24 protein-coding genes are annotated in these 25,779 nt (G+C 61.5%); 13 read left to right on the top strand and 11 right to left on the bottom strand.

Going from position 1 to position 25,779, the window contains the following annotated elements; translation table 11 throughout:
- The first annotated feature begins 16 nt into the window (after window positions 1-16).
- Window positions 17-1,261, top strand: coding sequence for a saccharopine dehydrogenase family protein (locus BLU48_RS12470; RefSeq protein WP_057022581.1), 1,245 nt, complete (start codon window positions 17-19; stop codon window positions 1,259-1,261).
- An 881-nt stretch (window positions 1,262-2,142) separates the two neighbouring features.
- On the opposite strand, the gene BLU48_RS12475 is transcribed toward BLU48_RS12470, so the two are convergent.
- Entirely contained in the window at window positions 2,143-2,922 is a 780-nt protein-coding gene (locus BLU48_RS12475) for an IclR family transcriptional regulator (protein WP_057022582.1), read from the bottom strand.
- 214 nt (window positions 2,923-3,136) lie between these two features.
- On the opposite strand from BLU48_RS12475, the gene BLU48_RS12480 reads away from it, so the two are divergent.
- The 5 genes from BLU48_RS12480 (at window position 3,137) to BLU48_RS12500 (ending at window position 7,209) form a co-directional block, all read left to right on the top strand.
- Window positions 3,137-3,919: an ABC transporter substrate-binding protein gene (locus BLU48_RS12480; RefSeq protein WP_057022583.1), complete on the top strand. Its 783-nt coding sequence runs from the start codon at window positions 3,137-3,139 to the stop codon at window positions 3,917-3,919.
- Window positions 3,916-4,584: an amino acid ABC transporter permease gene (locus tag BLU48_RS12485; RefSeq protein WP_046072262.1), complete on the top strand. Its 669-nt coding sequence runs from the start codon at window positions 3,916-3,918 to the stop codon at window positions 4,582-4,584. The genes BLU48_RS12480 and BLU48_RS12485 overlap by 4 nt, the downstream gene beginning before the upstream one ends.
- A complete protein-coding gene (locus BLU48_RS12490; RefSeq protein ID WP_046072261.1) occupies window positions 4,581-5,333 on the top strand; it encodes an amino acid ABC transporter ATP-binding protein in 753 nt (250 codons plus the stop codon). The genes BLU48_RS12485 and BLU48_RS12490 overlap by 4 nt, the downstream gene beginning before the upstream one ends.
- Entirely contained in the window at window positions 5,330-6,598 is a 1,269-nt protein-coding gene (locus BLU48_RS12495) for an NAD(P)/FAD-dependent oxidoreductase (protein ID WP_057022584.1), read from the top strand. Before BLU48_RS12490 ends, BLU48_RS12495 begins: the two co-directional genes overlap by 4 nt.
- Window positions 6,599-6,969: 371 nt before the next feature.
- Window positions 6,970-7,209, top strand: a complete 240-nt coding sequence (locus tag BLU48_RS12500) for a DUF6124 family protein (RefSeq protein WP_057022585.1) — start codon at window positions 6,970-6,972, stop codon at window positions 7,207-7,209.
- Window positions 7,210-7,359: 150 nt separating this feature from the next.
- Here the strand turns inward: BLU48_RS12500 and glsB are convergent, their stop codons facing one another.
- From glsB to BLU48_RS12515, 3 genes are all read right to left on the bottom strand, one after another.
- Complete coding sequence (gene glsB, locus BLU48_RS12505; protein ID WP_057011214.1) at window positions 7,360-8,268, bottom strand: glutaminase B; 909 nt, start codon at window positions 8,266-8,268, stop codon at window positions 7,360-7,362.
- A gap of 55 nt (window positions 8,269-8,323) precedes the next feature.
- Window positions 8,324-8,668, bottom strand: coding sequence for a hypothetical protein (locus tag BLU48_RS12510; RefSeq protein ID WP_057022586.1), 345 nt, complete (start codon window positions 8,666-8,668; stop codon window positions 8,324-8,326).
- A 73-nt stretch (window positions 8,669-8,741) separates the two neighbouring features.
- Entirely contained in the window at window positions 8,742-9,152 is a 411-nt protein-coding gene (locus BLU48_RS12515; RefSeq protein ID WP_057022587.1) for a hypothetical protein, read from the bottom strand.
- A 109-nt stretch (window positions 9,153-9,261) separates the two neighbouring features.
- On the opposite strand from BLU48_RS12515, the gene BLU48_RS12520 reads away from it, so the two are divergent.
- Window positions 9,262-10,116: an AraC family transcriptional regulator gene (locus tag BLU48_RS12520; RefSeq protein ID WP_057022698.1), complete on the top strand. Its 855-nt coding sequence runs from the start codon at window positions 9,262-9,264 to the stop codon at window positions 10,114-10,116.
- A 165-nt stretch (window positions 10,117-10,281) separates the two neighbouring features.
- Window positions 10,282-11,364: an LLM class flavin-dependent oxidoreductase gene (locus BLU48_RS12525; protein WP_057022699.1), complete on the top strand. Its 1,083-nt coding sequence runs from the start codon at window positions 10,282-10,284 to the stop codon at window positions 11,362-11,364.
- A gap of 132 nt (window positions 11,365-11,496) precedes the next feature.
- Here BLU48_RS12525 and BLU48_RS12530 read toward each other — a convergent pair whose 3' ends face one another.
- Window positions 11,497-12,291 (bottom strand): class II aldolase/adducin family protein, encoded by a 795-nt coding sequence (locus tag BLU48_RS12530; protein ID WP_057022588.1) that lies wholly within the window; start codon window positions 12,289-12,291, stop codon window positions 11,497-11,499.
- A 106-nt stretch (window positions 12,292-12,397) separates the two neighbouring features.
- Window positions 12,398-13,303 (bottom strand): LysR family transcriptional regulator, encoded by a 906-nt coding sequence (locus BLU48_RS12535; RefSeq protein ID WP_046072255.1) that lies wholly within the window; start codon window positions 13,301-13,303, stop codon window positions 12,398-12,400.
- Between the two features lie 212 nt (window positions 13,304-13,515).
- Between BLU48_RS12535 and BLU48_RS12540 the strand changes: the two genes are divergently transcribed.
- The 5 genes from BLU48_RS12540 to BLU48_RS12560 all read left to right on the top strand — a co-directional run bounded on the left by BLU48_RS12540 (window position 13,516) and on the right by BLU48_RS12560 (window position 18,927).
- A complete protein-coding gene (locus BLU48_RS12540) occupies window positions 13,516-14,127 on the top strand; it encodes a cysteine dioxygenase family protein (RefSeq protein ID WP_057022589.1) in 612 nt (203 codons plus the stop codon).
- Window positions 14,124-15,707 carry a rhodanese-related sulfurtransferase gene (locus BLU48_RS12545; protein WP_057022590.1) on the top strand — a complete coding sequence of 528 codons (1,584 nt, stop codon included), beginning with the start codon at window positions 14,124-14,126 and terminating at the stop codon, window positions 15,705-15,707. Before BLU48_RS12540 ends, BLU48_RS12545 begins: the two co-directional genes overlap by 4 nt.
- 85 nt (window positions 15,708-15,792) lie before the next feature.
- Window positions 15,793-16,752 (top strand): ABC transporter substrate-binding protein, encoded by a 960-nt coding sequence (locus tag BLU48_RS12550; protein WP_057022591.1) that lies wholly within the window; start codon window positions 15,793-15,795, stop codon window positions 16,750-16,752.
- Window positions 16,753-16,816: 64 nt separating this feature from the next.
- A complete protein-coding gene (locus BLU48_RS12555; RefSeq protein WP_057022700.1) occupies window positions 16,817-17,986 on the top strand; it encodes an acyl-CoA dehydrogenase family protein in 1,170 nt (389 codons plus the stop codon).
- Entirely contained in the window at window positions 17,983-18,927 is a 945-nt protein-coding gene (locus BLU48_RS12560; protein ID WP_057022592.1) for a D-isomer specific 2-hydroxyacid dehydrogenase family protein, read from the top strand. Before BLU48_RS12555 ends, BLU48_RS12560 begins: the two co-directional genes overlap by 4 nt.
- A 163-nt stretch (window positions 18,928-19,090) precedes the next feature.
- On the opposite strand, the gene BLU48_RS12565 is transcribed toward BLU48_RS12560, so the two are convergent.
- The 5 genes from BLU48_RS12565 to BLU48_RS12585 form a co-directional block, all read right to left on the bottom strand.
- On the bottom strand, window positions 19,091-19,834 hold the full coding sequence (locus tag BLU48_RS12565; protein ID WP_057022593.1) for an energy transducer TonB: 744 nt from the start codon (window positions 19,832-19,834) through the stop codon (window positions 19,091-19,093).
- Window positions 19,831-20,277 (bottom strand): protein TolR, encoded by a 447-nt coding sequence (gene tolR, locus BLU48_RS12570; protein WP_057022594.1) that lies wholly within the window; start codon window positions 20,275-20,277, stop codon window positions 19,831-19,833. The genes BLU48_RS12565 and tolR overlap by 4 nt, the downstream gene beginning before the upstream one ends.
- Before the next feature lie 14 nt (window positions 20,278-20,291).
- The gene (tolQ, locus tag BLU48_RS12575) at window positions 20,292-20,984 is read right to left on the bottom strand and encodes a protein TolQ (protein WP_057022595.1); all 693 of its coding nucleotides are present in this window, start codon (window positions 20,982-20,984) and stop codon (window positions 20,292-20,294) included.
- Window positions 20,985-21,032: 48 nt separating this feature from the next.
- Entirely contained in the window at window positions 21,033-22,898 is a 1,866-nt protein-coding gene (locus tag BLU48_RS12580) for a phytase (RefSeq protein ID WP_057022596.1), read from the bottom strand.
- Window positions 22,899-23,042: 144 nt separating this feature from the next.
- Complete coding sequence (locus BLU48_RS12585) at window positions 23,043-25,556, bottom strand: TonB-dependent receptor (protein WP_057022597.1); 2,514 nt, start codon at window positions 25,554-25,556, stop codon at window positions 23,043-23,045.
- Between the last annotated feature and the right edge of the window lie 223 nt (window positions 25,557-25,779).

Here is a 25,779-nt window from a genome sequence, read left to right on the forward strand (position 1 = left end):
AGGAGAAATAAAGCAATTGAAAAAGAACGTTCTTATCATTGGTGCAGGAGGTGTCGCCAAGGTGGTGGCCCACAAGTGCGCGCAGCACAACGACGAACTCGGTCGTATTGCTATCGCGTCGCGCAACATCTCCAAATGCCAGGCCATCATCGACAGCGTCAAGGCCAAGGGTAGCCTCAAGGTACCCGCCGATATCCAAGCCTTTGCGCTGAACGCCCTGGACGTGGAAGCGACCAAGGCCTTGATCCGCGAAACTGAGTCACAGATCGTCATCAACGTCGGTTCCGCGTTCCTCAACATGTCGGTACTGCGCGCCTGCATCGATACCGGCGTGGCCTACCTCGACACCGCCATCCACGAAGAGCCGGGCAAGGTCTGCGAGACCCCGCCGTGGTACGGCAACTACGAATGGAATCACCTGGAAGAATGCAAACAGAAGAACATCACCGCCATCCTTGGCGTGGGCTTCGACCCAGGTGTCGTCAACGCGTACGCCGCGCTGGCGCAGCAACAGCATTTCGACCGCATTGATTCGATCGACATTCTCGACGTCAATGCCGGCTCCCATGGCAAATACTTCGCCACCAATTTCGATCCGGAAATCAACTTCCGCGAATTTACCGGGCAGGTGTGGAGCTGGCAGAACAGCCAGTGGACCAGCAACACCATGTTCGAAGTCAAACGCACCGACGACCTGCCGGTAGTTGGCTCGCAGAACCTCTACCTCACCGGCCACGATGAAGTGCACTCGCTGTCGAAAAACCTCGACGTGCCCAACGTGCGTTTCTGGATGAGCTTCGGCGAACACTACATCAACGTGTTTACCGTACTGAAAAACCTCGGCCTGCTCTCCGAGAAGCCAGTCAAGACCGCCGAAGGCCTGGAAGTGGTGCCGTTGAAAGTGGTCAAGGCCGTGCTGCCTGATCCGTCTTCGCTTGCCCCGGGCTACACCGGCAAGACCTGCATCGGCGACCTGGTCAAAGGCACCAAGGATGGCCAGCCGCGGGAAATGTTCATCTACAACGTGGCTGATCACGAAGAGGCGTATGCCGAGACCGACAGCCAGGGCATCTCCTACACCGCAGGCGTTCCACCGGTCGCTGCTGCGCTGCTGGTTGCGCGTGGCGAGTGGGATGTGAAGCACATGGCCAACGTTGAGGAACTGCCGGCTGAGCCGTTCCTAAAGGCGCTGGATGTGATGGGCTTGCCGACCCGGATCAAGGACGAGAACGGTGATCGCGCTTGGGATGCGATTGCCTGATAGGCGATAGCTGACCACACAAAAAAATGCGCCCAACCGGGCGCATTTTTTGTTTGGGTATCCTAGATATCCCCAGAACGCTGGAGAGTCAAATGTGGGAGGGGGCTTGCTCCCGATGGCTGTGTGTCAGCCAGCCTATTCTTTACTGACCCACCGCTATCGGGAGCAAGCCCCCTCCCACATTTTGATCTGCTTTGCCTGTTATTCCAGGTTACGCGCCGAGTTGCTCAGCGCTCTTGAGCGCTTCAAAGAGCTTGTGCCAACTCCCACTATATTTTTGCTTGGGTGGTACACAGATCCTTAGACCACCGAAGATCCAATGTGGGAGGGGGCTCGCCCCCGATGGCTGTGTGTCAGCCAGCCTATTCGTTACTGACCCACCGCTATCGGGAGCAAGCCCCCTCCCACATTTTGATCTGCATTGCCTGTTATTCCAGGTTACGCGCCGAGTTGCTCAGCGCTCTTGAGCGCTTCAAAGAGCTTGTGCCAACTCCCACTATATTTTGCTTGGGTGGTACACAGATCCTTAGACCATCGAAGATCCAATGTGGGAGGGGGCTCGCCCCCGATGGCTGTGTGTCAGCCAGCCTATTCGTTACTGACCCACCGCCATCGGGAGCAAGCCCCCTCGCACATTTTGATCTGCTTTGCCTGTTATTCCAGGTTACGCGCCGAGTTGCTCAGCGCTCTTGAGCGCTTCAAAGAGCTTGTGCCAACTCCCACTATATTTTTGCTTGGGTGGTACACAGATCCTTAGACCACCGAAGATCCAATGTGGGAGGGGGCTTGCTCTCGATGGCGGTATGTCAGCCAGCCTATTCTTTACTGACCCACCGCCATCGGGAGCAAGCCCCCTCCCACATTTTGATCTGCTTTGCCTGTTATTCCAGGTTTCGCGCCGAGTTGCTCAGCGCTCTTGAGCATTGCAACAACGCCGGCGCAAGCTGTTTTTCAGCCGCCGCCTGGCTCCAGCGACTGGTCGGCGCCACCACATGCACCGCCGCTACCGGTCGACCGTTGGCGCCCAGCACGGGGGCGCCGATGGTCATGTCGCCCAGGAACAGTTCCTGGCCATTTACCGCATACCCCTGCTCGCGCACTTGCTGCAGCGACTCCAGAATTCGGTCGACGTCTGTCACGGTATGGCTGGTGTGCGCTACTCGCTGACTGTTCTGAATCAGTGCCAGCGCTTCATCCTGCGGCAAGGCGCTCAAATAAGCCCGCCCCGACGCGGTGCAGTACATCGGCACCCGCGAGCCGATCGGCATGTGCACCGGCACAAACCCGGCACTGACAAACCGCGCAATGTAAGTCATGTCCTGGCCCGCCGGCTCGGTCAGGCACGACGTCTCACCGGTCAACCGCGTCAACTCGGACAAGAACGGGTTGGCCACTTCAATCAGCGAATGCGCATCCAGGTAACTGAACCCCAGCTCCAGCACCCGAGGTGTGAGTTGGTAATGCCGTGTGCGCGAGTGTTTCCGAAGGTAACCCAGGCTTTCGAGGGTAAACACCATGCGCTGGGCCGAGCTTTTGGTCATGCCAGCAGCCTCGGCCACCTCTGCAAGGCTCATGCTGCGGCGCTGGGCGCTGAATGCCTTGAGCACCGACAGGCCTTTTTCCAGGGATTGGTTGTGCAAACTGTTGCGGTCTTCGGGCATGGCGAACTCGCGGGCTGGTCAATCAGGCGTGGCGATATTTCTACCTTAAAAGCTATGAAATGACCACAAAATATCGCATAGCGATACGATAAGTTCATTTCTACAACTTTATTAGGTCGTTTACGATTTTTCCGATTCAAAATGGCATAGAGCTTGCGGTTTTATCAGCATTCGCTTGCGCAACTGACTTCTGTTTTTCTTATGGAGCAACCCGATGAACAGTCTTTCGCCCTTGTTTCGCCGCCTTGCCTTCGGTGTGTGTGCCGCGCTTTGTATCAGCGTTGCGCACGCCGAGAGTGCGTCCTCGTACAAAGTCGGGGCAACGGCCAGTGGTTCGCCGTTTACCTTCCTCGATATCAAGAGCAATAGCATTCAGGGTGTGATGGTCGACGTGGCCGAAGCCGTGGGCAAGGCCGGTGGGTTCAGCAGCCAGATCGAGCAGACCAACTTTGCCGCGCTGATCCCGTCGCTGACTTCCGGCAAGCTGGACTTTATTTCCGCCGGCATGCTCAAGACCGAAGAACGCACCAAGGTGGTCGACTTCAGCGCACCGGTGTATGCCTATGGTGAGGGCCTTATCGTCAGCGCCGACGACAATGGCGCTTATCCCGACCTCACCCCGCTGAGAGACCAGGTGGTCGGCGTGCAAGCCGGGACGATCTTCTACGACCGATTGAAAAAACTGGGCATTTTCAAGGAAATCCGCACCTACGACTCCATCGGCGAGATGGTCCGCGACCTGTCCCTGGGCCGCATCAAAGCCGCCGTTGGCGACCAACCGGTGGTGGCCTACCAGATCCGCCAGAAGCTGTTCAAAGGCGTGAAACTGGCGCCTGACTACCAGCCCACCAATGTCGGCGAAGTGTGCCTGGTGGTGCGCAAGGGCGATGTCGCAACCCTGGAGCGCCTGAACAAAGCCATCGCCAGCATCAAGGCCGATGGCACCCTGGACAGTATTCTCAAGAAATGGGGGCTGGATACCCAGGCGCGCCCATGAACCTGGCTGAGTTCCTGCAGAACGCCCAGGACTTCCTGCCGATCCTGCTGCAAGGCGCCTGGGTGACAATCCAGATCACGGTGTTGTCGTTCCTGCTCAGCAGCGCCATCGGCCTGGTGCTGGCGTTGCTCAAGCTGTCGCCGATCCGTGCGTTGTCGTGGACGGCCAGTACCATCATCAATGTGATCCGTGGCCTGCCGATCATCGTGCAGCTGTTCTACATCTACTTCGTGCTGCCGGACATGGGCATCCACCTCACCGCGTTCTACGCCGGAGTAATTGGCATGGGCATAGCCTATTCGGCGTACCAGGCCGAGAACTTCCGCACCGGCATCATTGCCGTCGAACAGGGCCAGCGTGAAGCCGCCGAGGCCCTGGGCATGCGCCCGATGCTGATGATGCGCCGGGTGATCCTGCCCCAGGCATTTCGCATCGCCCTGCCGCCCTACGGCAACACTTTAGTGATGATGCTCAAGGACTCGTCCCTGGTGTCCACCATCACCGTGGCGGAGATGACCCGCCAGGGCCAACTGATCGCCTCATCGACCTTCCAGAACATGACCGTCTACACCCTGGTCGCCCTGCTCTACCTGCTGATGAGCTTGCCGCTGGTATATGGCCTGCGCCGCATGGAGCAGTACCTGGGCCGGAGGAAAAAAGCATGATCGAGATTCGTCAGCTGCAAAAACACTACGGCGACCACCGCGTGCTGCACGGCGTCGACCTCGACGTGGCCAAGGGCGAAGTGGTGTGCCTGGTCGGCCCCTCGGGCTCGGGCAAATCAACCCTGCTGCGCTGCATCAATGCACTGGAAGCCTACGACGGTGGCCATATCAAGGTGTTCGGTGAAACTGTGCAGCGCGCCAGCAAGACCGTGCACACTCTGCGCAGCCGCATGGGCATGGTGTTCCAGCGCTTCAATCTGTTCCCCCACCGCACCGTGCTGGAAAACGTGATGGAAGGCCCGGTGTACGTCAAAGGTGAGCCGCCGCGGCAAGTGCGCGAGGAAGCCCTGGTGCTGCTGGAGAAAGTCGGCCTGAGCGCCAAGGCCGACGCCTACCCGGAACAACTCTCCGGCGGCCAACAGCAGCGCGTGGCCATCGCCCGCGCCCTGGCGATGAAACCCGAGGCCATGTTGTTCGACGAACCCACCTCGGCCCTCGACCCGGAGCTGGTCGGCGATGTGCTGGCGGTGATGCGCACGCTCGCCGATGAAGGCATGACCATGATCGTGGTCACCCACGAAATGGGCTTCGCCCGTGAAGTAGCCGACCGTGTGTGCTTCCTGCATGGCGGCTACATCGTCGAAAGCGGCCCCGCCGAGCAGGTGCTGGGCAACCCACAGCATGCGCGCACCCAGGACTTCCTGCGGCGCGTGCTGCACCCCACCGGCAACACGCGGAGCCTGTCATGAAGTCGTTGTGGTCGGCGACTGCACCGTCAGTAGTGCCCACGCCCGCGTTGAACGAGTCAGTGAAGGTCGATGTGGCGATTGTCGGCGCTGGCTATACCGGCTTGTCGACAGCGCTGCACCTGGCCGAGCGTGGCGTGGGCGTGTGCGTGCTGGAAGCCCATGAGCCAGGTTGGGGCGCATCGGGGCGTAACGGTGGGCAGGTCAACCCCACGCTCAAATATGACCCGGAGCAACTGGTAAGGATGTACGGGCCGGAGCGCGCCGAGACGCTGATCTCCACGGTGTCGGGCTCGGCAGACCTGGTATTCAAGCTGATCGAGCGACATGGCATCGATTGCGCCCCAGTGCGTAAGGGCTGGATGCAGGTGTCTTACAACGAAAGAGGCGTGACCAGGCTGCATGCGCGTGCGGACCAATGGGGTCGGCGCGGCGTGCCGGTGCAACATCTGGATGCCCGTGCAGTGGCGGCGCGCATGGGCAGCTCGGCGTTTGCCGGCGGCTGGCTGGATGGGCGTGCCGGCGCGATCCAACCCTTGGCATACGCCCGTGGCTTGGTCGCAGCGGCATTGGCGGCCGGTGCGCGGGTGCATGGCCACAGCGCGGTGACAGGGTTGCAGCGCCAGGGTTCGGCTTGGCAGTTGCAAACAGCGGGTGGCGCGCAGGTCACGGCCGATCAAGTGGTGCTGGCGACCAATGGCTACAGCAGTAACCTGTGGCCCGGCATGGCTCAGAGTGTGCTGGCGGCCAACAGTTTTATCGTCGCCACCAAGCCATTGAGGGGTCACGCGGCCGAAAGCATCTTGCCCGGCCAGGAAACCGTGTCTACCGCACAGAGGTTGCTGCTGTATTTTCGTAAAGATGCCTATGGGCGTCTGCTGATGGGGGGCCGTGGTTTGTTCAACGATCCCACCGGGCCAGAAGACTTTGCCCACCTGGAACGCTCACTGGCACTGCTGTTTCCGCAGTTGGGACCGCTGCAATTCGACTACCGCTGGGCCGGGCGTATCGCGATCACGCGGGACTTCATGCCCCATGTCCACGAACCGGCGCCGGGGCTGACCTTGGCACTGGGCTGCAATGGGCGTGGGATCGCGCTGTGTACCAGCCTGGGCCAGCAACTGGCCGGGCGGCTGTGCGACAGCCATGCAGAGTTTGCCTACCCGGTGACGCCGTTGCAGCGGTTGCCGTTGCATGGGTTGCAGCGGTTTTATATTGGAGCTGGGGTGGCTTGGTACAGCTTGTTGGATCGGTTGAATGTGAGCTGACCCCGACTCGACCGAACAACACAAAACCCGTGCGGAATGGGCTTCGTGCCACTGTGGGACCGAGCAACCGCTCAGACTTTTCCCACAGTTGTTTCAGGTTGTAGATCGGAACTTCACTGACTAACCTCTGGGCCGTCGCTGCCAATTCAGCGGCCGGATTTGACCGTCCGACCTTGTTAACGAACTGCTACGCCCTGCACCTCTTCAGGCGTTTTTTTTGTGCCTGAGGTATCGTGTCGCGGCAGTTGTGCGCGGGATACCTTCGGGTATGCCGGGTTCGTTGACAACCGGTCGGTCAACCCGCGTACAGCTGCCACCCTCTTCGTTTGACCGCGAACGCTGGCGGCTCCACTTGTCGACGGAGTTTCACCATGATCAAAAACACCCCAAATCCCCCAGAAACCCTTTTCACTGTCTGCCCCAACCTCAGCACTGAAACCCTGCTGGTCAATGCGTCCCAAGACCTGGCATCCATCACCGACATAGCCACCCAACTGGCTTTCGAAATCGACGGCGCCCACCGCAATGTAGCGCTGGGCATCTGCCGAATGCTCGAAGGCGTGCAGCTACTGGTAGGCAAGGTGCTGGATGAAACCCACCCCGTCGCGTAAAGACAAGACCGTATGAAGACCTCCAAACCATTGGAGATCCAAATGTGGGAGGGGGCTTGCCCCCGATGCAGTGTGTCAGGCGCTACATTTATTGCTGACACTACGCCATCGGGAGCAAGCCCCCTCCCACATTTTGCTTTGGTGATGTGCTCAGAACACCGACCACCCAATCCGCTCACTCAACAATTCCAACGCCTTCATCCCCGCCAGCGAGTTCCCCGCCGCGTTCAACTCCGGCGACCACACGCACACCGTAAACTGCCCCGGCACCACCGCGACGATCCCGCCACCTACCCCACTCTTGCCCGGCAACCCGACGCGGTAGGCAAAATTGCCCGCCTCGTCATACAGCCCGCTGGTGGCCATGATCGAGTTCACCTGTTTTGTCTGACGCGCTGTCAAAATCTGCTCGCCACTGTGGGCGCTCACGCCTTCGTTGGCCAGGAAACTGAACGCCCGGGCCAGGTCCAGGCAGCTCATCTGCAAGGCGCAGTAGTTGAAGTAGCTGTGCAGCACCGCGTCCACATCGTTGTGAAAGTTGCCGAAGGATTTCATCAGGTAGGCCATGGCCGCATTACGTGCGCCATGCTGGGCCTCGGACTCGGCGACCACGCTGTTGACCAGGATCTGCGGGTTGCCCGACAGGCGCCGCACAAAGTCACGCATCGACAGGATCGGCACGGCGAAGCGCGATTGGTTGATGTCGCAGATCACCAGGGCGCCGGCATTGATAAACGGGTTGCGCGGGCGGCCGCGTTCGAATTCCAGTTGCACCATGGAGTTGAACGGCTGCCCCGACGGTTCATGGCCCAGGCGTTCCCAGATGCTCTCGCCGCCGTGATCGATGGCCTGCACCAAGCTGAACACCTTGGAAATGCTCTGCACCGAGAACAGGGTGTCGGCGTCACCGGCGCAATAAGCTGCGCCGTCATTACCGTATACCGCGATGCCGAGCTGCTGGGCCGGCACATCGGCCAGCGCGGGGATGTAGTCGGCCACTTTGCCGAGGCCGATCAGGGGGCGCACTTCGTCGAGAATTGACTCGAGCAGCGCCTGCATATCTTGTCCTGTCATCTTTGTTTGAATCAGTAAAAAACCAGGCGCGCAGGATACGTTAATGGGCGCGGAAGCCCCACACAATCTCTACCACCCGCTCGGCAACCACCACGTACATCAGGATCAACAACAGTTGCAGCGCCAAGTGATAGCGCAAGTTGGCCAGCCTTCGAATGCCATCACTGACGTTCAGCAACATCAATAGCGTCGACAGGATAATCAACCCCCAACCGGCGACGTTGGAGGCGAACACCCCGATAAACAACTCACGTTGCCCCACCAGCGTATTGGTCCCCGCCGCGAACAACAGCGCGCACACCAGCAGATTCTTTACGTTGTCGAAGATCTGTGTGCTCAGGTCGTTGTCCAGCAACGCCAGATACCGCGTCCATAACGTGCGCATGCTTGAGTACCGAGTGGGAAGGCTCGTCAATCAAGGTAGTTCAATTGTGGGCGCTGTCGAGCGTTGGCCAGGCTTAGAAATGCGCCACATCCGAGACCTGCTCATCCAGCACATCCCGGGCCAGCGCCCAGGCGCGGTCCTTGGACTCCACCACCAGCAACGGGTAGCCCCAGGCCTTGCCGAATGTCACGGCAAAGGGCTTGAGGGCCAGGCGCTTGGCGGCGCTGGGTTCGACCTGGATCATGCCTCTGACGTAAGCGCGTAACACCGCCTTGTGCGTCTTCATCCAGATCGAGGCCTGCTTGCGTTCTTCATGGGAGTGCGCGTGATTGTTTTCATCCACGGCTTTCTCGTGCAGCAGCACGAAGGGCTGCTTGCGGGCCAGCAGGCGTTCGAAGATCAGGAAGGCATCTTCGGGCCCGCCTCGATTGGGCGCGTCGAACACGATTTTCACCACGGGGAAAGCAGAACTGTCGAGTCGCATGGCAAAGCTCCTTGGATGAGATTGGTTCTCATCATAAGCGCCAAGTTGCTGGACGGCATTGCACACAATAGCCAGAATGTTTCGCAAACCAGCCAAGGTAGCCAGCACCATGGTTCATCACCGCCTCGACCATTACGACCCCAGCCGGGTACGCGATGCCGCTGCCATCCCGCGCCCGATAGTTGCCGTGGGTGCATCCAGTACCTCCGAGCGCTGGGAACATACCCCCCACCACCATCAGCACGGGCAATTGATCTACACCTTGCGCGGCGTGGTGCATTGTGTGATCGAGGCCGGTATCTGGATCGTGCCGCCACAGTGCGCACTGTGGATACCCGGCGGTGTGACCCACGCGGCGCGGGGGGCCGGGGAAGCCGATGTGTATTGCCTGCTGATCGACCCTGGCGCTGCCAGCGCCCTGCCCCACCAATGTTGCACTCTGTCGGTGTCGCCATTGCTGCACGCGCTGATCGGCAAGGCGGTCAGTTTTCCGCCGCTCTACGACGAAGACGGTGCCCAGGGCCGGCTGGTGGCGACCTTGCTGGATGAGCTGGCCGAGGCCCCCATCGAGGCCCTGCATTTGCCAATGCCCCAAGACCCACGCTTGACCCGATTGGCCAATAGCTTGCTGGCCAACCCCGGCGACAAATCCACCTTGGGCGAGTGGGCCATGCGCATCGGCATGAGCGAGCGCAGCATGACGCGCCTGTTGCTGGAGCAGATCGGTTTGAGTTTCGGCCGCTGGCGCCGCCAACTGCACGTGATCCTCTCGCTGCAGCGCCTGGCCAACGGCGAAAGTGTGCAGAGCGTGGCCCTGGACCTGGGCTACGAAAATGCCAGCGGGTTTATCACCATGTTCCGCAAGGCGATGGGCCAGCCGCCGGCGCGCTACCTGGCGGACCGCATGGGTGCGACGAGTCAGGGCGCGCAACCCGGCATTGCGATGCGCGAGGCCGCGAACTAAATGCATTTTTCTGATATTGAATAAATATCAACATTTTATATTTTAATAATTAGGTTAGAACCAAACGGCATTTTACAGGCTCGGCCGCTGGCTCTACTTTCACGTCTACGGACCGACCCCCTGCCCGGTGGAGGCTTGTTTACCGACCTCGACAAGGACCTGACCATGAGCATTGAATTCATCGGCTATATCGGCGGCCACCACGCCTCGGAAATCCACCCGCGCAGCGGCCCGACCCTGCAACCGGACTACGTCGAAAGCGTCGCCCGCGCCCATGAAACGGCGGGCTTCGACCGCGCCCTGATAGCCTTCCACTCCAACAGCCCGGACAGCACGCTGATCGCCGCCCATGCGGCCAGCGTCACCACCAGGCTGCAATTTTTAATCGCCCACCGCCCGGGTTTTGCCCAGCCCACATTGGCTGCACGCCAGTTCGCCACGCTGGATGTGTTCAACGGTGGGCGTACTGCCGTGCACATCATCACCGGCGGCGATGACAACGAACTGCGTGCCGATGGCAGCCATATCGGCAAGGACGAACGCTATGCGCGCACCGACGAGTACCTGAGCGTGGTGCGTCAGGAGTGGACCAGCGAGCAGCCCTTCGACTTCACCGGCACTTACTACCAAGTGCAAGGCGCGCACTCCACAGTGAAGTCGCCGCAACAGCCGCATATCCCGCTGTATTTCGGCGGTTCGTCAGCGGCGGCGATTGCCGTGGCCGGCAAGCATGCGGATGTGTATGCGCTGTGGGGCGAAACCTATGAGCAGGTGCGCGAAGTGGTGACCCAGGTGCGCGCCGAAGCGGCCAAGCATGGGCGTACGATTCGCTTCAGCCTGTCGTTGCGGCCGATCCTCGCCGACACCGAGGAACTGGCGTGGCAACGTGCCGAGCAGATTCTGCAGCAGGCCACGGCGCTGGCCGAGAAGAATGGCTTTGTGCGCCGCGAGCCGCCGAATGAAGGCTCGCGACGGTTGCTGGCGGCGGCGGCTCAGGGGTCGCGGTTGGATAAGCGTTTGTGGACCGGGATTGCCGGGTTGCTCGGGGCGCAGGGCAATTCCACGTCGTTGGTGGGCACTGCTGAGCAAGTCGCAGAGGCGCTGTTGGATTACTACGACCTGGGAATTACCACCTTCCTGATTCGTGGGTTCGACCCGCTCAATGATGCGATTGACTATGGCAAGAAGTTGATTCCCCTCACCCGCCAGCTGGTTGCCGAGCGGGAACAGGCCCAGCAAGTGGCTTAAGCACACAGCAAGTCAAAAAATGTGGGAGGGGGCTTGCTCCCGATAGCGGTGGGTCAGTCATAGATATAGAGACTGACCCACCGCCATCGGGAGCAAGCCCCCTCCCACATTTGATTTGCCGCGCATTCAGGATCAGTTCTTGTAGTCGGTATCAGTCCGCTCCAACTGCCGCACCAGCGCATTCCAATGCCGCGCCACTCCGGGCCCTTGCCCATTGCTGAACACCTTGGCCTGCTCCTCGACCTTGGCCACCACCTCTGCCGGCGGGAAGATCAATTCGGCATTCCCCGCCGCCTGCGCGGCGATCTGTATGTTGCAGGCGCGCTCCAGGCTTTGCAGTTGCTGGAAGGCGTGCTCGACGCTGACGCCCGCCGTCAACAAGCCATGGTTGCGCAGAATCATCACGCTCTTGTCGCCCAGGTCTGCCACCAGCCGCTCACGCTCATCCAGGTCCAGGGCCACGCCCTCGTAACCGTGGTAGGCCACGCGCCCGGAGAACGCAATGGAGTGCTGGGAAATCGGCAGCAAGCCGTCCTTCTGCGCCGACACCGCAATACCATCGCGGGTATGGGTGTGCAGCACCGCTTGCAGGTCATGGCGCGCACCGTGGATGGCGCTGTGGATCACGTGGCCGGCGTAGTTGATCCCCAGGCCAGTGGGGTCGTCGACGATGGTGCCATCGAGGTCGACCTTGACCAGGTTGGAGGCGCTGATTTCATCGAACAACAACCCGAAGGCGTTGATCAGGAAATGCTCGTCGGGCCCCGGTACACGGGCCGAGAAGTGCGTATAGATATGGTCGGTCCACTTGTACAAGGCCGCCAGGCGGTAGGCGGCGGCCAGTTTGACGCGCACCTCCCACTCCTCTGGCGTGACGCGCTGGCGGACGGTATTGGAAACACTGGAAAGCGAGGTGACGCTGCTCATGGCAAAACTTCCTGGATGGCCTTAAGGACTCAAGGCCAGCCTAGGGGAAGCAAAAAAATAATAAAAAGCACATTTTAATCTAAGCTAATTATTATTTTTTTTCATATCACGCGACGTTGCGGATCTTGTGCAGGGAGTCTGCCACCCACTGGCCAAACGCATCCACCGGCCCCTGCAGATTGCCAAGGAAGTGCGGGTAGATCAGCCACAGGTCCATCACCGGCTTGAAGTCCTTGAGCGGCATCACTGCCAGCTGCTCGCGATGGGCACTGCGCTCCAATAACGGGCGCGGTACCAGGCCAAGGCCGAGGCCGTCGGCCACCAAACCTAATTGCAGTTCGGTGCCGAAGGTTTCCAGGTTCACTCGCAGCGCCAGGCCCTGGTCAGACAAGGTGCGTTGCAAGCCGGCTCGGAAGCCGCAGCCATCCGGGTTGAGAATCCAGCCGTTCTGGTACACATCCGCCAGCTTGCACGGCTTTTTCGGCAACTGCGCCTTGGCGCAGACCACCACCAGCTCCATCTTGCCGATGGACTCACCGACGATGTTGTCCGGGAAGATCTTGCCCGCCGGGAACAACGCCACCGCCGCATCCAGCTCGCCGCGTTCGATCTTGCCGACCAATTGGCTGCCCCAGCCGGTGGCGACCTGGGCGCGCAGGTCGGTGTATTCAGTGCGCAGGTGCTTGAGCGCGTCCAGCAACACCACGTCGCCGATGGTCTGCGGTACACCCAGGCGCAACACGCCGGTGGGCGGCGCATCGGTAGCTACCAGTTCGCGCAGGGCGTCCATCTCGCGCAGGATCAGCCGGCATTGTTCATAGACGCGGGTGCCGATCAGCGTCGGCTTGAGGGGCTTGGTGTTGCGGTCGAACAGCTCCACGCCCAGGGCCTGCTCGAAGTTCTGCACACGCCGGGTAATGGCCGGCTGGGTCAGTTGCAACGACTCGGCGGCATGGCTGATGGACTGGCAACGAATCACTTCGACAAAGGCATCGATATCGTCAATTTTCATTTGGGCCGCACATAGAGATCAGTCATTAAGATGTGCGTGAAGCATAGTTGCCGCCAACCAGTCTGGATAGCCCACGCTGTGATCGATAACGTCTAACGCTATTCACACCTGTTCTAAATTACCTTCGGCTATAAGCTAATCATTAAAAAATAGCATATTAACTGCAAACATTATGCTTATATAAACCCATCAACCCAGCCGATGGAATGGTCATGACCCAGGCCCGACACCCCGAGAGACTCAGAGCCTTCATAGGCGCCCTGGCGGAACTGATCGAAGCCAACCCGCGCGAAGGCGACCTGCTGCACCGTGGCGGCAAGCTGCTGGCGCAACTGGTCAGCCATGATGACTGGCTCCCTGACGAATTCGCCCAGCCTGACCCCGAGCGCTACCAGCAGTTTTTGCTGCATGCCGATTCGCGCCAACGTTTCAGCCTTGTCAGCTTCGTGTGGGGGCCGGGGCAACGCACACCGATTCATGACCATCGGGTATGGGGGCTGATCGGCATGTTGCGCGGCTCGGAATTTTCCCAGGGGTTTGCCCGTGCCCCCGATGGCAGCCTGATGGCTGAAGGCAAACCGATCCAGCTATTGCCGGGTCAAGTCGAAGCAGTGTCGCCCAGGATTGGCGATATTCATCAGGTCAGCAATGCCCACGCCGATCAGGTGTCCATCAGCATCCATGTGTACGGCGCCAATATCGGTGCGGTGCGCCGTGCGGTGTATCAGCCTGACGGCAGCGAAAAACTGTTTATCTCTGGTTATTCCAACGCCTATCTCCCGAATATCTGGGACTTGTCCAAAGAAAAGAGCCCTGCCCTATGACCAACGTATCGACCCGCCGCTATGCGCAGATTCGCCAGGCCTTGTTGGACCGTGAAGAAGTCGCGCTGATCGACGTGCGCGAGGAAGCGCCGTTTGCCGAGGCCCACCCGCTGTTCGCCGCGAATATCCCGCTGTCCAAGCTGGAACTGGAGGTGTACTCGCGTATTCCACGCCGCGATACCCAAGTCACCCTGTATGACAACGGTGAAGGGCTGGCCAGCCGCGCCGCCGAACGCCTGGTTGCGTTGGGCTACACCCAGGTCAGCCTGCTTGAAGGCGGGCTGGAGGGTTGGCGCCGGGCCGGCGGCGAGCTGTTTATCGACGTCAACGTACCCAGCAAGGCCTTTGGCGAACTGGTCGAGAGCCAGCGCCACACACCGTCCCTGGCCGCCGAAGACGTGCAGGACCTGCTCGACAGCCAGGCCGATGTGGTGGTGCTCGACGCCCGCCGCTTCGACGAATACCAGACCATGAGCATCCCCACCGGCATCAGCGTGCCAGGCGCCGAACTGGTACTGCGCGCCCGCGAACTGGCACCCGACCCGGCCACGCGCATTATCGTCAACTGCGCCGGGCGCACCCGCAGCATTATCGGCACCCAGTCGCTGATCAATGCCGGCGTTCCCAACCCCGTGTCAGCCCTGCGCAACGGCACGATCGGCTGGACATTGGCCGGGCAAACACTGGCCCATGGCCAAGCCCGCCGCTTCGCGCCAACGCCAGAGGAACACCGCCAGCGCGCCGCCGAGGCTGCGCGCCGCGTCGCCGACAAGGCCCGGGTCGGTCGCGCCATTCTCAACGATCTTCACCGCTGGCAGCAGGATGCGACGCGCACCACCTACCTGTTCGATGTGCGCACCCCGGAAGAATTCGAAATCGGCCATTTGCCCGGCGCACGCTCCACGCCCGGCGGCCAATTGGTGCAGGAAACCGATCACGTTGCCAGCGTACGCGGGGCGCGCCTGGTGCTGGTGGACGACGACGGCGTGCGCGCCAATATGTCTGCGTCCTGGCTGGCCCAGTTGGGTTGGCAGGTGCATGTACTGGATGATCTGCAAGCGGCGCATTTCAGCGAACATGGCGCTTGGGTCGCACCGGTGCCTGCGCCGCCCCAGGCCGAACTGATCAGCGCGCCTACCCTCGCCGACTGGCTGGGCCATGGCGACACCATGGTGCTGGACTTCACTGCCAGCGCCAACTATGTCAAACGCCATATTCCCGGGGCCTGGTGGATCCTTCGCGGGCAACTGCCCCAGGCCCTGGCCAATGTGCCGCCTGCGCAACGCTACGTATTGACCTGCGGCAGCAGCCAGCTGGCGCGCCTGGCGGTGGCCGAAGTCGAGACCCTGACTGGCAAGCAGGTGTTTCTGCTACAGGACGGCACCGCCGGCTGGATCGCCGCGCAACTGCCTCTGGAAGAAGGCGAAACCCACCTGGCCTCGCCGCGTATCGACCGTTACCGCCGCCCCTATGAAGGCACCGATAACCCGCGGGAGGCCATGCAGGCGTACCTGGACTGGGAGTTCGGCCTGGTCGCGCAATTGGCCCGCGACGGCACCCATGGTTTCTATGTGATCTGAGCCACCGCTGCACCGTTCCCACGGACATCCGACCCCTTCTCCAGGCGGAGGTATCTCCTTTTATCCAACGCCTGGAGTTTGCCCCATGCTGTACGCCACCCCATTCAAACGCCTGCTGCTGGGCGCCGCATTGGCCCTCGGCCTGTCCACCGCCCAGGCCGCCGACCTGCAACCGCTGCGCGTAGCCAACCAGAAGTCCACGATCAAGGCACTGCTGGACGCTTCTGGCGAAAGCCAAAACGTTCCCTATGAGATCAAGTGGTCGGAATTCCCCTCGGCCTCGCCCCTGGGCGAAGCGCTGAACGCCGGCGCCGTGGATGTCGGCGCCCTGGGCGATGCTCCCTATGTGTTTGCCTTGGGCGCGGGCGCATCGATCAAAGTGATCAGCATCATCCATGCCGAAGGACGTAACACCACCGCACTGCTGGTGCCCAAGGACTCGCCGATCAAGACTGCGGCGGATCTCAAGGGCAAGAAAATCGTCACCGGCCGCGGCTCCATCGGGCACTACCTGGCAATCAGGGCCCTGAACGATGCCGGCTTGAGCACCCAGGATGTGCACTTCATTTTCCTGCTGCCCGCCGAGTCACGGCTGGTGCTGGACAACGGCACTGCGGATGCCTGGGCAACATGGGACCCCTACACCACCGTGGTCACCTCACAGAGCAACGCCCGCGTGCTGGTCAGCGGCAAGAACCTGTTGAGCAATCACCTCTATTTCGCCGCCACCGGCCAGGCGATCGCCGACAAACGCGTGCAACTGGACGACTTTGTCGCACGGGTTGACCGCGCCTACGCCTGGGCCAACACCCACCCCGATGAATATGCCGCCGCCCAGGCCAGGATCACGGGCTTGCCATTGGCCGTGCACGTCGAAGTGGCCAAGGACACCCACCTGTCACCGGTCGCGATTGACGACAGCGTGGTCCGCGGCCTGCAAACCACCGCCGACACCTATGTCAAAGAAGGCCTGCTGCCCACGCATATCGACGTCTCCCAGGGCTTCGATCCAAGTTTCAACACCAAGCGTGCGCCCCAGCTGTAGTGCCAGCCCCGCTCAAAGCGCTGGCCTGGACACTGCCCCTCCCACTTTGACCGAGTACCTGCTGATGACTCACTCATCTCTACGGGCTGTGGACGTCGTCGATTTCGACACCACGCTCGAACGCCTCAGCGCCGAACTGGCCAGCACCGCCCACATCTATGACGAAAGCGGCGCCTTCCCCCACGCCAACTTCAAGCTGTTGCACCAACATGGCCTGCTCGCCCTCACCGTGCCCAAGGCCCTCGGCGGCGGCGGTGCCAGCCTGGCCCAGGCGCGCAAGGCCATCAGCGCGATAGCCAAGGGCGAACCGTCCACGGCGCTGATCCTGGTGATGCAGTACCTGCAACACAGTCGCCTGCAAGACAGCCAGGCCTGGCCCGCACACCTGCGTGTCAAAGTCGCTGAGGATGCAGTGCGCAACGGCGCGCTGATCAACGCCCTGCGTGTCGAACCGGACCTGGGCACCCCGGCCCGTGGTGGTCTACCGGCCACCACCGCGGTGCGCGGCGCCGACGGCTGGCGTATCAGCGGGCGCAAGCTCTACTCCACCGGCAGCCATGGCTTGAGCTGGTTCAGCGTGTGGGCGCGCAGCGATGATGCCGACCCGCTGGTGGGCGCCTGGCTGGTGCCCAAGGACAGCCCCGGCGTGAGCATAATCGACACCTGGGATCATCTGGGCATGCGCGCCACCTGCAGCCATGAGGTGGTACTCGACAACGTGCTGGTGCCGCTGGACCACGCCGTCAGCACCAGCCCCTGGAGCGCACCGCAGCCGGAGCTCGACGGTGACGGCTTGCTGTGGATGTCGGTGCTGCTGTCGTCGGTGTACGACGCCGTGGCCCAGGCGGCGCGGGACTGGCTGGTGAACTGGCTGGAGGAACGCAAGCCATCCAACCTCGGCGCGGCGCTGTCCAGCTTGCCGCGTTTCCAGGAGACCGTCGGCCATATCGACACCCTGCTATTCGCCAACCGCAGCCTGCTCGACGCCGCCGCCGAGGTGCATACCCCGGCCGCTAACGCTGCACAGTTGAAGTACCTGATCACCCATAACGCCATTCGCGCCGTGGAACTGGCCATCGAGGCATCCGGCAACCCCGGCCTGTCACGCCACAGCCCGCTGCAACGACATTATCGCGACGTGCTGTGCAGCCGCGTACACACCCCGCAGAACGACGCGGTGTTGCAAGGCGTCGGCAAAGCCGTGTTCACCCAACGCCAGAAGGAACGCACATGAGCCAGGTGATTATTGCCAGTCAGTTGGACGAAGACTTCAACCAGGTGATCCGCGAGCGCCTGACACCGCTGCACCCCGAGGCCCAGGTGCTCGGCGTGCCGGTCGGCGTGCCCAGCGACCTGCCGCCCCAGGCCAATATCCTGTTGCTGCGTCCGATCAACGTACGCGGCTACACCGCGCCCGACACACCGCCGCCGGGCTGGCCCTATGGCGCGCAATGGGTGCACCTGGTGTCGTCGGGTATCGACTTTTACCCACAATGGCTGTTCAACGGCCCACCCGTGACCACGTCCCGGGGCAGCGCCGCCGACAACCTCGCCGAGTTCGCCCTGGCCGCAATCTTTGCCGCGTCCAAGCACTTGCCGGATATCTGGGTGAAGGACGCCCAGTGGCATTTCACTGCCCTGCGCCCGCTCAAGGGCACCACCCTGGGCATTCTTGGCTTTGGTGCGATTGGTGAAAGCCTGGCGCAAAAGGCCCTGACCCTGGGCATCAAGGTGGTCGCGCTGCGTCAGAGCCAGGCACCCTTCAGTGCCGGTGTTGAAGCGGCCACGGACATCCACGACCTGTTCGCCCGCGCCGACCACCTGGTGGTGGCGGCACCGCTGACCGAAGCCACGCGCCATATCATCAACCGTGACGTGCTGGCCAGCGCCAAGCCTGGGCTGCACCTGATCAACATTGCGCGTGGAGGGTTGCTCGATCAGGAGGCATTGCTGGAGGCGCTGGATAACGGCCAGGTCGGCCTGGCCTCGCTTGACGTGACCGAGCCGGAACCCTTGCCGGATGGGCACCCGTTGTACAGCCATCCACGAGTGCGGTTGTCACCGCATACGTCGGCGATTTCGACCAACAGCAAGGATGAAATTGCCGATGCATTTTTGGCGAATCTGGAGCGGTATATCGACGGCCTTACTTTGGCGAATCTGGCGAATCCATAACGCCAAACACAGATCAAAATGTGGGAGGGGCGGTGCGACGATTCGACTTGCTCCCGATAGCGGTAGGTCAGCCGTAGATATAGAGACTGACACACCGCTATCGGGAGCAAGTCGAATCGTCGCACCGCCCCTCCCACATTGGTTCTTTGTTGACGGGCAATACTCATTTGATGCGGTAATGGAAGGTGTTGCGTACTGCCGGCACGGCCACGGGCTTGCCGTCGACGACTCTGGGCTGGTAGCGAAAGGTATTCGCCGCCGCCAATGAAGGCCGGATAAACAGTGGGTGGCAGCCGTCCAGTACCTTGGGATTCTCCACGCGGCCCTGAATGTTGACGCTGTACTCCAAGGTGCAATCGCCTTCAATATTCTTGTCCAGGGCGCGCTCGGGATAGTCCGGCGCGGCCTTGCTCAGAGGCTGATATTGGCGGCTGTCGAAGGCTGGCGCAGGTACGGCAGCGCGGGCTTTTTCAGCGGCCAGGCGTTGCTGATCGAGGCGTTGTTGTTCGAGCTCACGGTTGCGTTGTTCGGTGGCGAGCCGCTCCTGCTGTTGCTCGGCTTTCTTTTCCTCGACGCGTTTACGCGCCAAGGCGGCTTTCTCAAGTTTTTGCACCTGGACCTGCGGGTCGACCCTGGGCTTTGCCGGCACAGGCTCAGGCTCAGGGGGTGCGGAGGTAGCCACCAGCGGTTCGGGCGCGGGCGCAGCTGGCAACATGACCAACTGCGTGCGCATCACCCGAGGCGCATCCACCACAGGCTTTTGCGTCGACCAGCCCATCATCAACGCGGCCAGCACGCCCACATGCAGCGCCACCGCCAGGCCGGCGGCGAGGCTGTTTCTCCAAACTCCCGAAGCATCCCTGGGCGCCATCGCCGGCGTGGGATTGTGCATGATCATCGCCGTCATTGCGGGGCCTCGGTTACCAGTCCCAGGTTGCCGACACCGCTCTTTTGCAACACCGCCATGGCCGCGACCACCCGGCCATAACCGGCGTTGTCGTCAGCGCGGATATACACCTGGGTATCGCTGCGCGCCGCCACCACCTGCATGACCTTGGCGCCCATTTCGTCGAGGCTTACGGCGCTATCGGTCTGGTGCTGGGTATCGACTTTGCCACCGAGGTTCCAGTAGTAGCCACCGTCGGCCTTTACCGACAGCGTGAGGATCTGCTGGCGGGTGTCGGTGGCCAGCGCCTCGGCGGCGACCTTGGGCAGTTCGATCTTCACGCCCTGGGTCAGCATCGGCGCGGTGACCATGAAGATCACCAGCAGCACCAACATCACGTCGATATACGGCACCACGTTCATTTCGGCCTTGGGCCCGTGCTTGCGTTGCGGCCTGACTAACATGGGAATTGCTCCTTTCAGGCGGCCACGGCCAGGTTGCTCGACGTGCCGCGCAGGGAGCGGTGCAGGCGCACTTGCAGTTCATTGCCAAACGCGTAGTAGCGGGTGAGCAGTGTCTGGCCGCGGGCCGCGAAGCGGTTATAGGCGATCACTGCGGGGATGGCCGCAAACAGGCCGATGGCCGTGGCAATCAAGGCTTCGGCGATGCCCGGCGCTACGGTGGACAACGTGGCCTGTTGCACCTGAGACAGGCCGATAAAGGAATTCATGATGCCCCACACCGTGCCGAACAGGCCGATGTAAGGGCTGACCGATCCCACGGTGGCGAGAAATTGCAGGCCCTTTTCCAGCTCGATTTCCTGTTCGGTGATCGCTACCTGCAAGGCGCGCTCCACGCCTTCGAGCACGGCCGGGTCATGATTGTGCAGGTGCTGGTACTCCTGGACCCCGGCGATAAAGATCGGCGCCATGCCGCCCTCGCCCGCCTGCTGGATCTCACGGGACAGCGCCAGCAAATCCGGTGCGGCACGAAAACGCGGCACGAAACCGTTCAACTGCCGTTCCAGGCGGCGCAGCACACTGCCGCGCTGGATTATCAGGTACCAACTGAGCAAGGACGCCAACAGCAAGGTCAGCATGACCGCCTTGACCAACAGGCTGGCGTCGCTGATCAACCCCCAGATCGTCATATGTTCCATCGTCGCGTGCATGGTCAAACTCCTATTCGATTGAAAATGAATGACTGCCTGATGACAGGCTCAAGGCAACTTCAAGGCGCGGGCCACCTCGGCCCAGGGCACGAACTTGAAGTTCTGGGTTTGCTCGGGCATGCGCTTGCGCCCGTCCTGCACCACCAGCATGCCCTGGCTCCACGGCCCGCCGAGGTTGACGGCCGTAACCTCAAGGCCGTCGGTTTCGGAGGCACCATCGATGCCGGCGGCGGCATTCAAGCCAACGCGCAGGGCACCGTGCACGGCAAACGGCGGTTCGGCGTCCACCACCAGATAGCTGTCATTGCCCTGGCTGGAGATCACCAGGTAGTCACGTTGATCGCTCTGGTACAGCGCCAGACCCTCGACATCGGCATGCAGCTGCGGGCCGACCTTGATCACGCTGGTCAACGTCGCCGGCTGATCGGCGCGTGCATCCACTGCCCATACACCGACGTCTTCCTCACCGATAAACAGGCGCTGGCGCTGGTCATCGGCCACGCAGCCTTCGGGTTGGCTGTCGAGCTTGAACTGGCGCACCAGCTCGCCTTGCACACGCCCATCCGGCGCGCTGAGACGGTATTGCAGGAAGGTGCCGTCCTTGCCGTTGGCAATCGCGTAGATCTCGCCGCTGGCAGGCTGGAACAGGCAGATGCCATAGATGTCCTTGAGCGGCGTGGTCACTTCCCCGGCTTCACGCAGCTCGCCGCTCTGACGGTCGATGCTGAACAGGCTCAGGCTGTTGCGGTCGCGGTTGCTCGCCACGGCCAGGTCGACCGTTTGCGCGCCGAGCTTGAAGTTGGGGCGTACATCGACGTTATTCAGGCGACCCACCGCCAGCTCCTGCAACAGCTTGCCGTCAAGGTCGTAGGCAAGCAGGCCCTGTTTTTTGTTGGTGCCGAGCACGCGGCTGCTGGCCGGTGTCTGGGGGTGAATCCAGATCGCCGGGTCATCCGCCGCATCGCCTTGACGGCCGACCGGGTCGCTCTGGCGCAAGGCTGCGACCTCCGGCAACACTGGGGCGACTACAACGGGCTTGGCCTGCCAGTCGAGCCTGGCCTGATAAAGCTTGCCGCTGTCGTCATCGCGCACCAACAACTGGCGACCATTGATCGCCAGTTGCTGCGGCTCTTTCAGACCCGCCAGGCTCAAGCTCGATTGCTCCGCCCAGCGCTCGCCGGTTTGCTGGAACAAGTGCAACTGGGCGGTCTTCGGGTCCAGCGCAACCATGCCACCCGGCACCAGCGCCATGGCCCCGGCTTCGCGCTTGGGGTTGTCGAACAGCGCCACAGGCGTGCGTTTCACATCAGCTTCGGGATGCGCAGGGTAGGCCCACCAGCCGACATTCTCTTCATTGACCACCAACTGCTGGGTGGCATCGTCCACCTGGCAGAACTGCGCCGACGGCGGCAGCGGCAAACCGCGTACCCGCTGGGGTTCGGTGAGCAGGGTCGAGCCGTTGCCTACCAGCCATTGCTCGCCCTTGCCCTCTTCACCCACCAGGAAGACGAACAGGTTGGCCGCCGAATCGCGATAAAGGCACAGGCCATTCACCGAGTAGTCACGGGTTGGCAGGTACATGGGCTTGCCCCAGTTTTTGCTGGCTGTGTCCAGGCTGATCAGCAACGCCTGTTGGCGGTCGTTGTCGAGGCTGGCGACCAGTACTTGTGCACCGGCAGGCCTGGTGTCGAGGCTGGTAAAGTTGCCTTTGAAGCGCGCCAGTTCGGCGCCCTGGCTGTCGAGCAGTTGTAGCCCGTCGCGGGTACCGGCGGCCAGGCGCTCGGTGGCGTTGGGCAAGAAGGCCACGGCTTCGGCATTCAAGCTCGGCGCCCAAGGCGACAGGGCCAGGTCGGTGGCAAAGGCATTGGCGCTGGTGACCAGCGCGATCAACAGGTACAGCTTGGAAATTCTCATGAACAGGCAAAATCCTTCGAATACGATAAAGATCCAATGTGGGAGGGGGCTTGCTCCCGATGGCAGTGGTTCAGTGAATACAATGGAGGCTGACACACCGCTATCGGGAGCAAGCCCCCTCCCACATTGGAATCCAGGTGTGGTTTAGAAATGGGTAAAGGTCAGGCCAACCTTGTAGGTCGGGCCGTACTCTTCGTACTGGCCGTTGTAGCTGCGGTGGCCGGTGTAGACGAAGTACGATTCATCAGTGAGGTTCTGGGCCTCGAAGCTGACTTGCAGGTTCTTGGTCACCGAGTAGCGCGCACTGAAGTCGACGAAGGTCTGCGCGTCGACGTGCAGGTCATGGGCCTTGTCGTTGATCGAGGCCAGTTCATACAGATAGGCCGATTTATAGTTGGCCGACAGGCGCAGGCTGAGCTTGTCGTCTTCCCAGCCAAGCATCAGGTTGCCGACCGTGTCCGACTGATTGGGCAGGCTGATACTGCGCTTGCGGTTGCGCCCGCTGGCGCTGTCGAAACCCTCGATATCCGCGCTGGAGCGGCTGAAGGTGCTGTTGGCACCGACCAGCAAGCCATTCCACGGTGCTGGCAGCCAGTCGAACTTCTGTGAGTAGGCCAGCTCCAGACCGTAGAGTTTGGCGCTGTCGCCGTTGGCGTAGGTGTGGGCCTCGGAGAAGTTGGCCCAGGCACCCGTGCCGGCCACGTCGGTGTTATAGACGAAGTTCTGGATATCCTTGTAGAACACGAACGCCGATACGGTGCCGGCGCGGCCCATGAAGTGTTCGATGCCCAAGTCCAGGTTGCTCGACTCCAGGGGCTTGAGGTCCGGGTTACCGAAGGTGGCTTCGTCATCGTCGATCACGAAACCCGGCGCCAGCTGGCCGAATGTTGGGCGCACCACGGATTGGGTCCAGGCAGCGCGCACCTGGGTGTTCTTATCTATCTGATAGCGTGCGTGCAGGCCCGGCAACCAATGGTGATAACGCCGCTTGGTTTCGGTATCGCTGAACTGGCCGTCGGTGGCGCCGGTGCCCTTGGCTTCGAATTCGGTGCCCTCGTAGCGCATCCCGGCGATGAAGCGCCAGTCATCGATATCGATGGTGTTCATCAGGTAGCCGGCGTTGATATCTTCGCGGATGGTGAAGTCGTTGACCCTGGATTCGGTGGGGTCGTAGAAATCATCCCGATTGAGGCCGCCAATCAGCTGGCGGATATTACCCGCGCTGATGCCTGGGCCATATCGGCCGAGACGGTAGTCGACGCTGCCCTTCTGGAACTGCGCGAGGTTGAGCTGTTCATCGCTGAAGCCTTGCTGATCCAAGTCCTTGTAGACCCAGGCCTCCAAGTCGTTGTCCTTGTTGCGGCGGCTGACCTTGCCACCGAACTTGAACTGAGACGCATAGCCACTCAGGTCATAGTCACGGGCCAGGTCCAGGCGCAGGTTTTTCTCGGTGTCCTTTGTGTACTGTTTCTCCCAGTCGACCTTGTCGAGGCTGAAGTTACTGGCGTCGTAGAAGCCGTTGGCGATGATCGGGCGAGGTTTGTCCTTGTCGTAGAAACCGCTGTTGGCAAAGTCGCCGCCGTCGAAGGTGGCGCCCGCAATGTGCGCCGGGCTGTCTTCGCTGGACTGGCTGTAGCCGGCCTGGCCGCTGAGGGTCCACAGGCCCAGCATGCGCTCGCCGCCGAACACGTAGGACTGGATCTGCTGGGTTTCCTCACGGTTTTTCAGCTTGCGCTTGCCCTCGGCATCGCCCAGCTCGCCAGGCGCTTGCGGGTCGGCAAATTCAAGGCTGGCGGCGTTGCGGGTTTCGGTGTCCTTGTAGCGGCTGTAGAGGGTACGCAGGTAATAGCTGCTCAGGTCGTCGGGCTTGTAGTCGAAGTTCAAGCCGCCACCTGCGCGTTCGCGGCTGATGTCGTAGTCGCGCTGTTCGAACTCGTTGAGCCTGGCGCCGTCGGTGAAATCCCAGGCGCCACCGGTTTCGACGTTGTCTGAGCCAAAGTCGCGCTTTTGCCAGCTCAGCGCTGCGGCCACGCCGAAGTTGTCGATGCCGTCGCCGAGGCTGAAGCGATTACTGGCGGCACCGGAGAATTTCGGGCTGGTTTGGCCGGTATTCTTGTCGTAGCTGGCTTCGGTGCTACCGGTATAGAACAAGCCCTTGTGATCGAACGCCGACAGGCTCTTCACATCCACGGTGCCACCGAGAGAGTTGGCGTCCATGTCCGGGGTCAGGGTCTTGATCACCGACAGCGACTGCACCAACTCCGAGGGCAGCACATCGAGGGCCACGGCGCGGCGTTCGCTCTCCGGCGCGGGCACCAGGGTGCCGTTGATGGTGACGCTGTTGAGGTCCGGGCCCAGGCCGCGCACGCTGACAAAACGCCCTTCGCCCTGGTCGCGCTCCACGCTGATGCCCGGTAGGCGCTGCACCGCTTCGGCGACGTTTTCATCCGGTAACTGGGCTACACCGTCGGCATGTACCACGCTCCTGATGCTGTCGGAAGAACGTTGTTCCTTGAGGGCGCTGTCCATGGCAGCGGCCTGGCCGACCACTTCGACATGCTCGGTGGTGGCCGCCTCGGCCGCCGTGAGCCGCTCGCTGGCCATCGCCAGGGCCAAGGCGGTAAGCGTGAAGCTGACGAGCCCGGTGCGCTTGTACATGCAATCCTCCCCAAGAATCCGTTGGCGCCAGGCAAGAGGGCCCGGCAACTGGGAGGGCACGCTAGGGGTGGGGGATGACGGTTCTGTGACAGCATTGAGTGGTCATGCCCGTAAACTGCAGGTTTGCACGATTTTTTGGCTTGGAATGAGCTGATATGACCTCAGCAGTTCTCATGTGGGAGGGGGCTTGCCCCCGATAGCGGTGTGACAGCTACAAATAAGC

It is taken from the genome of Pseudomonas synxantha (genome assembly GCF_900105675.1).
In the GTDB taxonomy this organism is placed as follows: Bacteria; Pseudomonadota; Gammaproteobacteria; order Pseudomonadales; family Pseudomonadaceae; genus Aquipseudomonas; species Aquipseudomonas synxantha.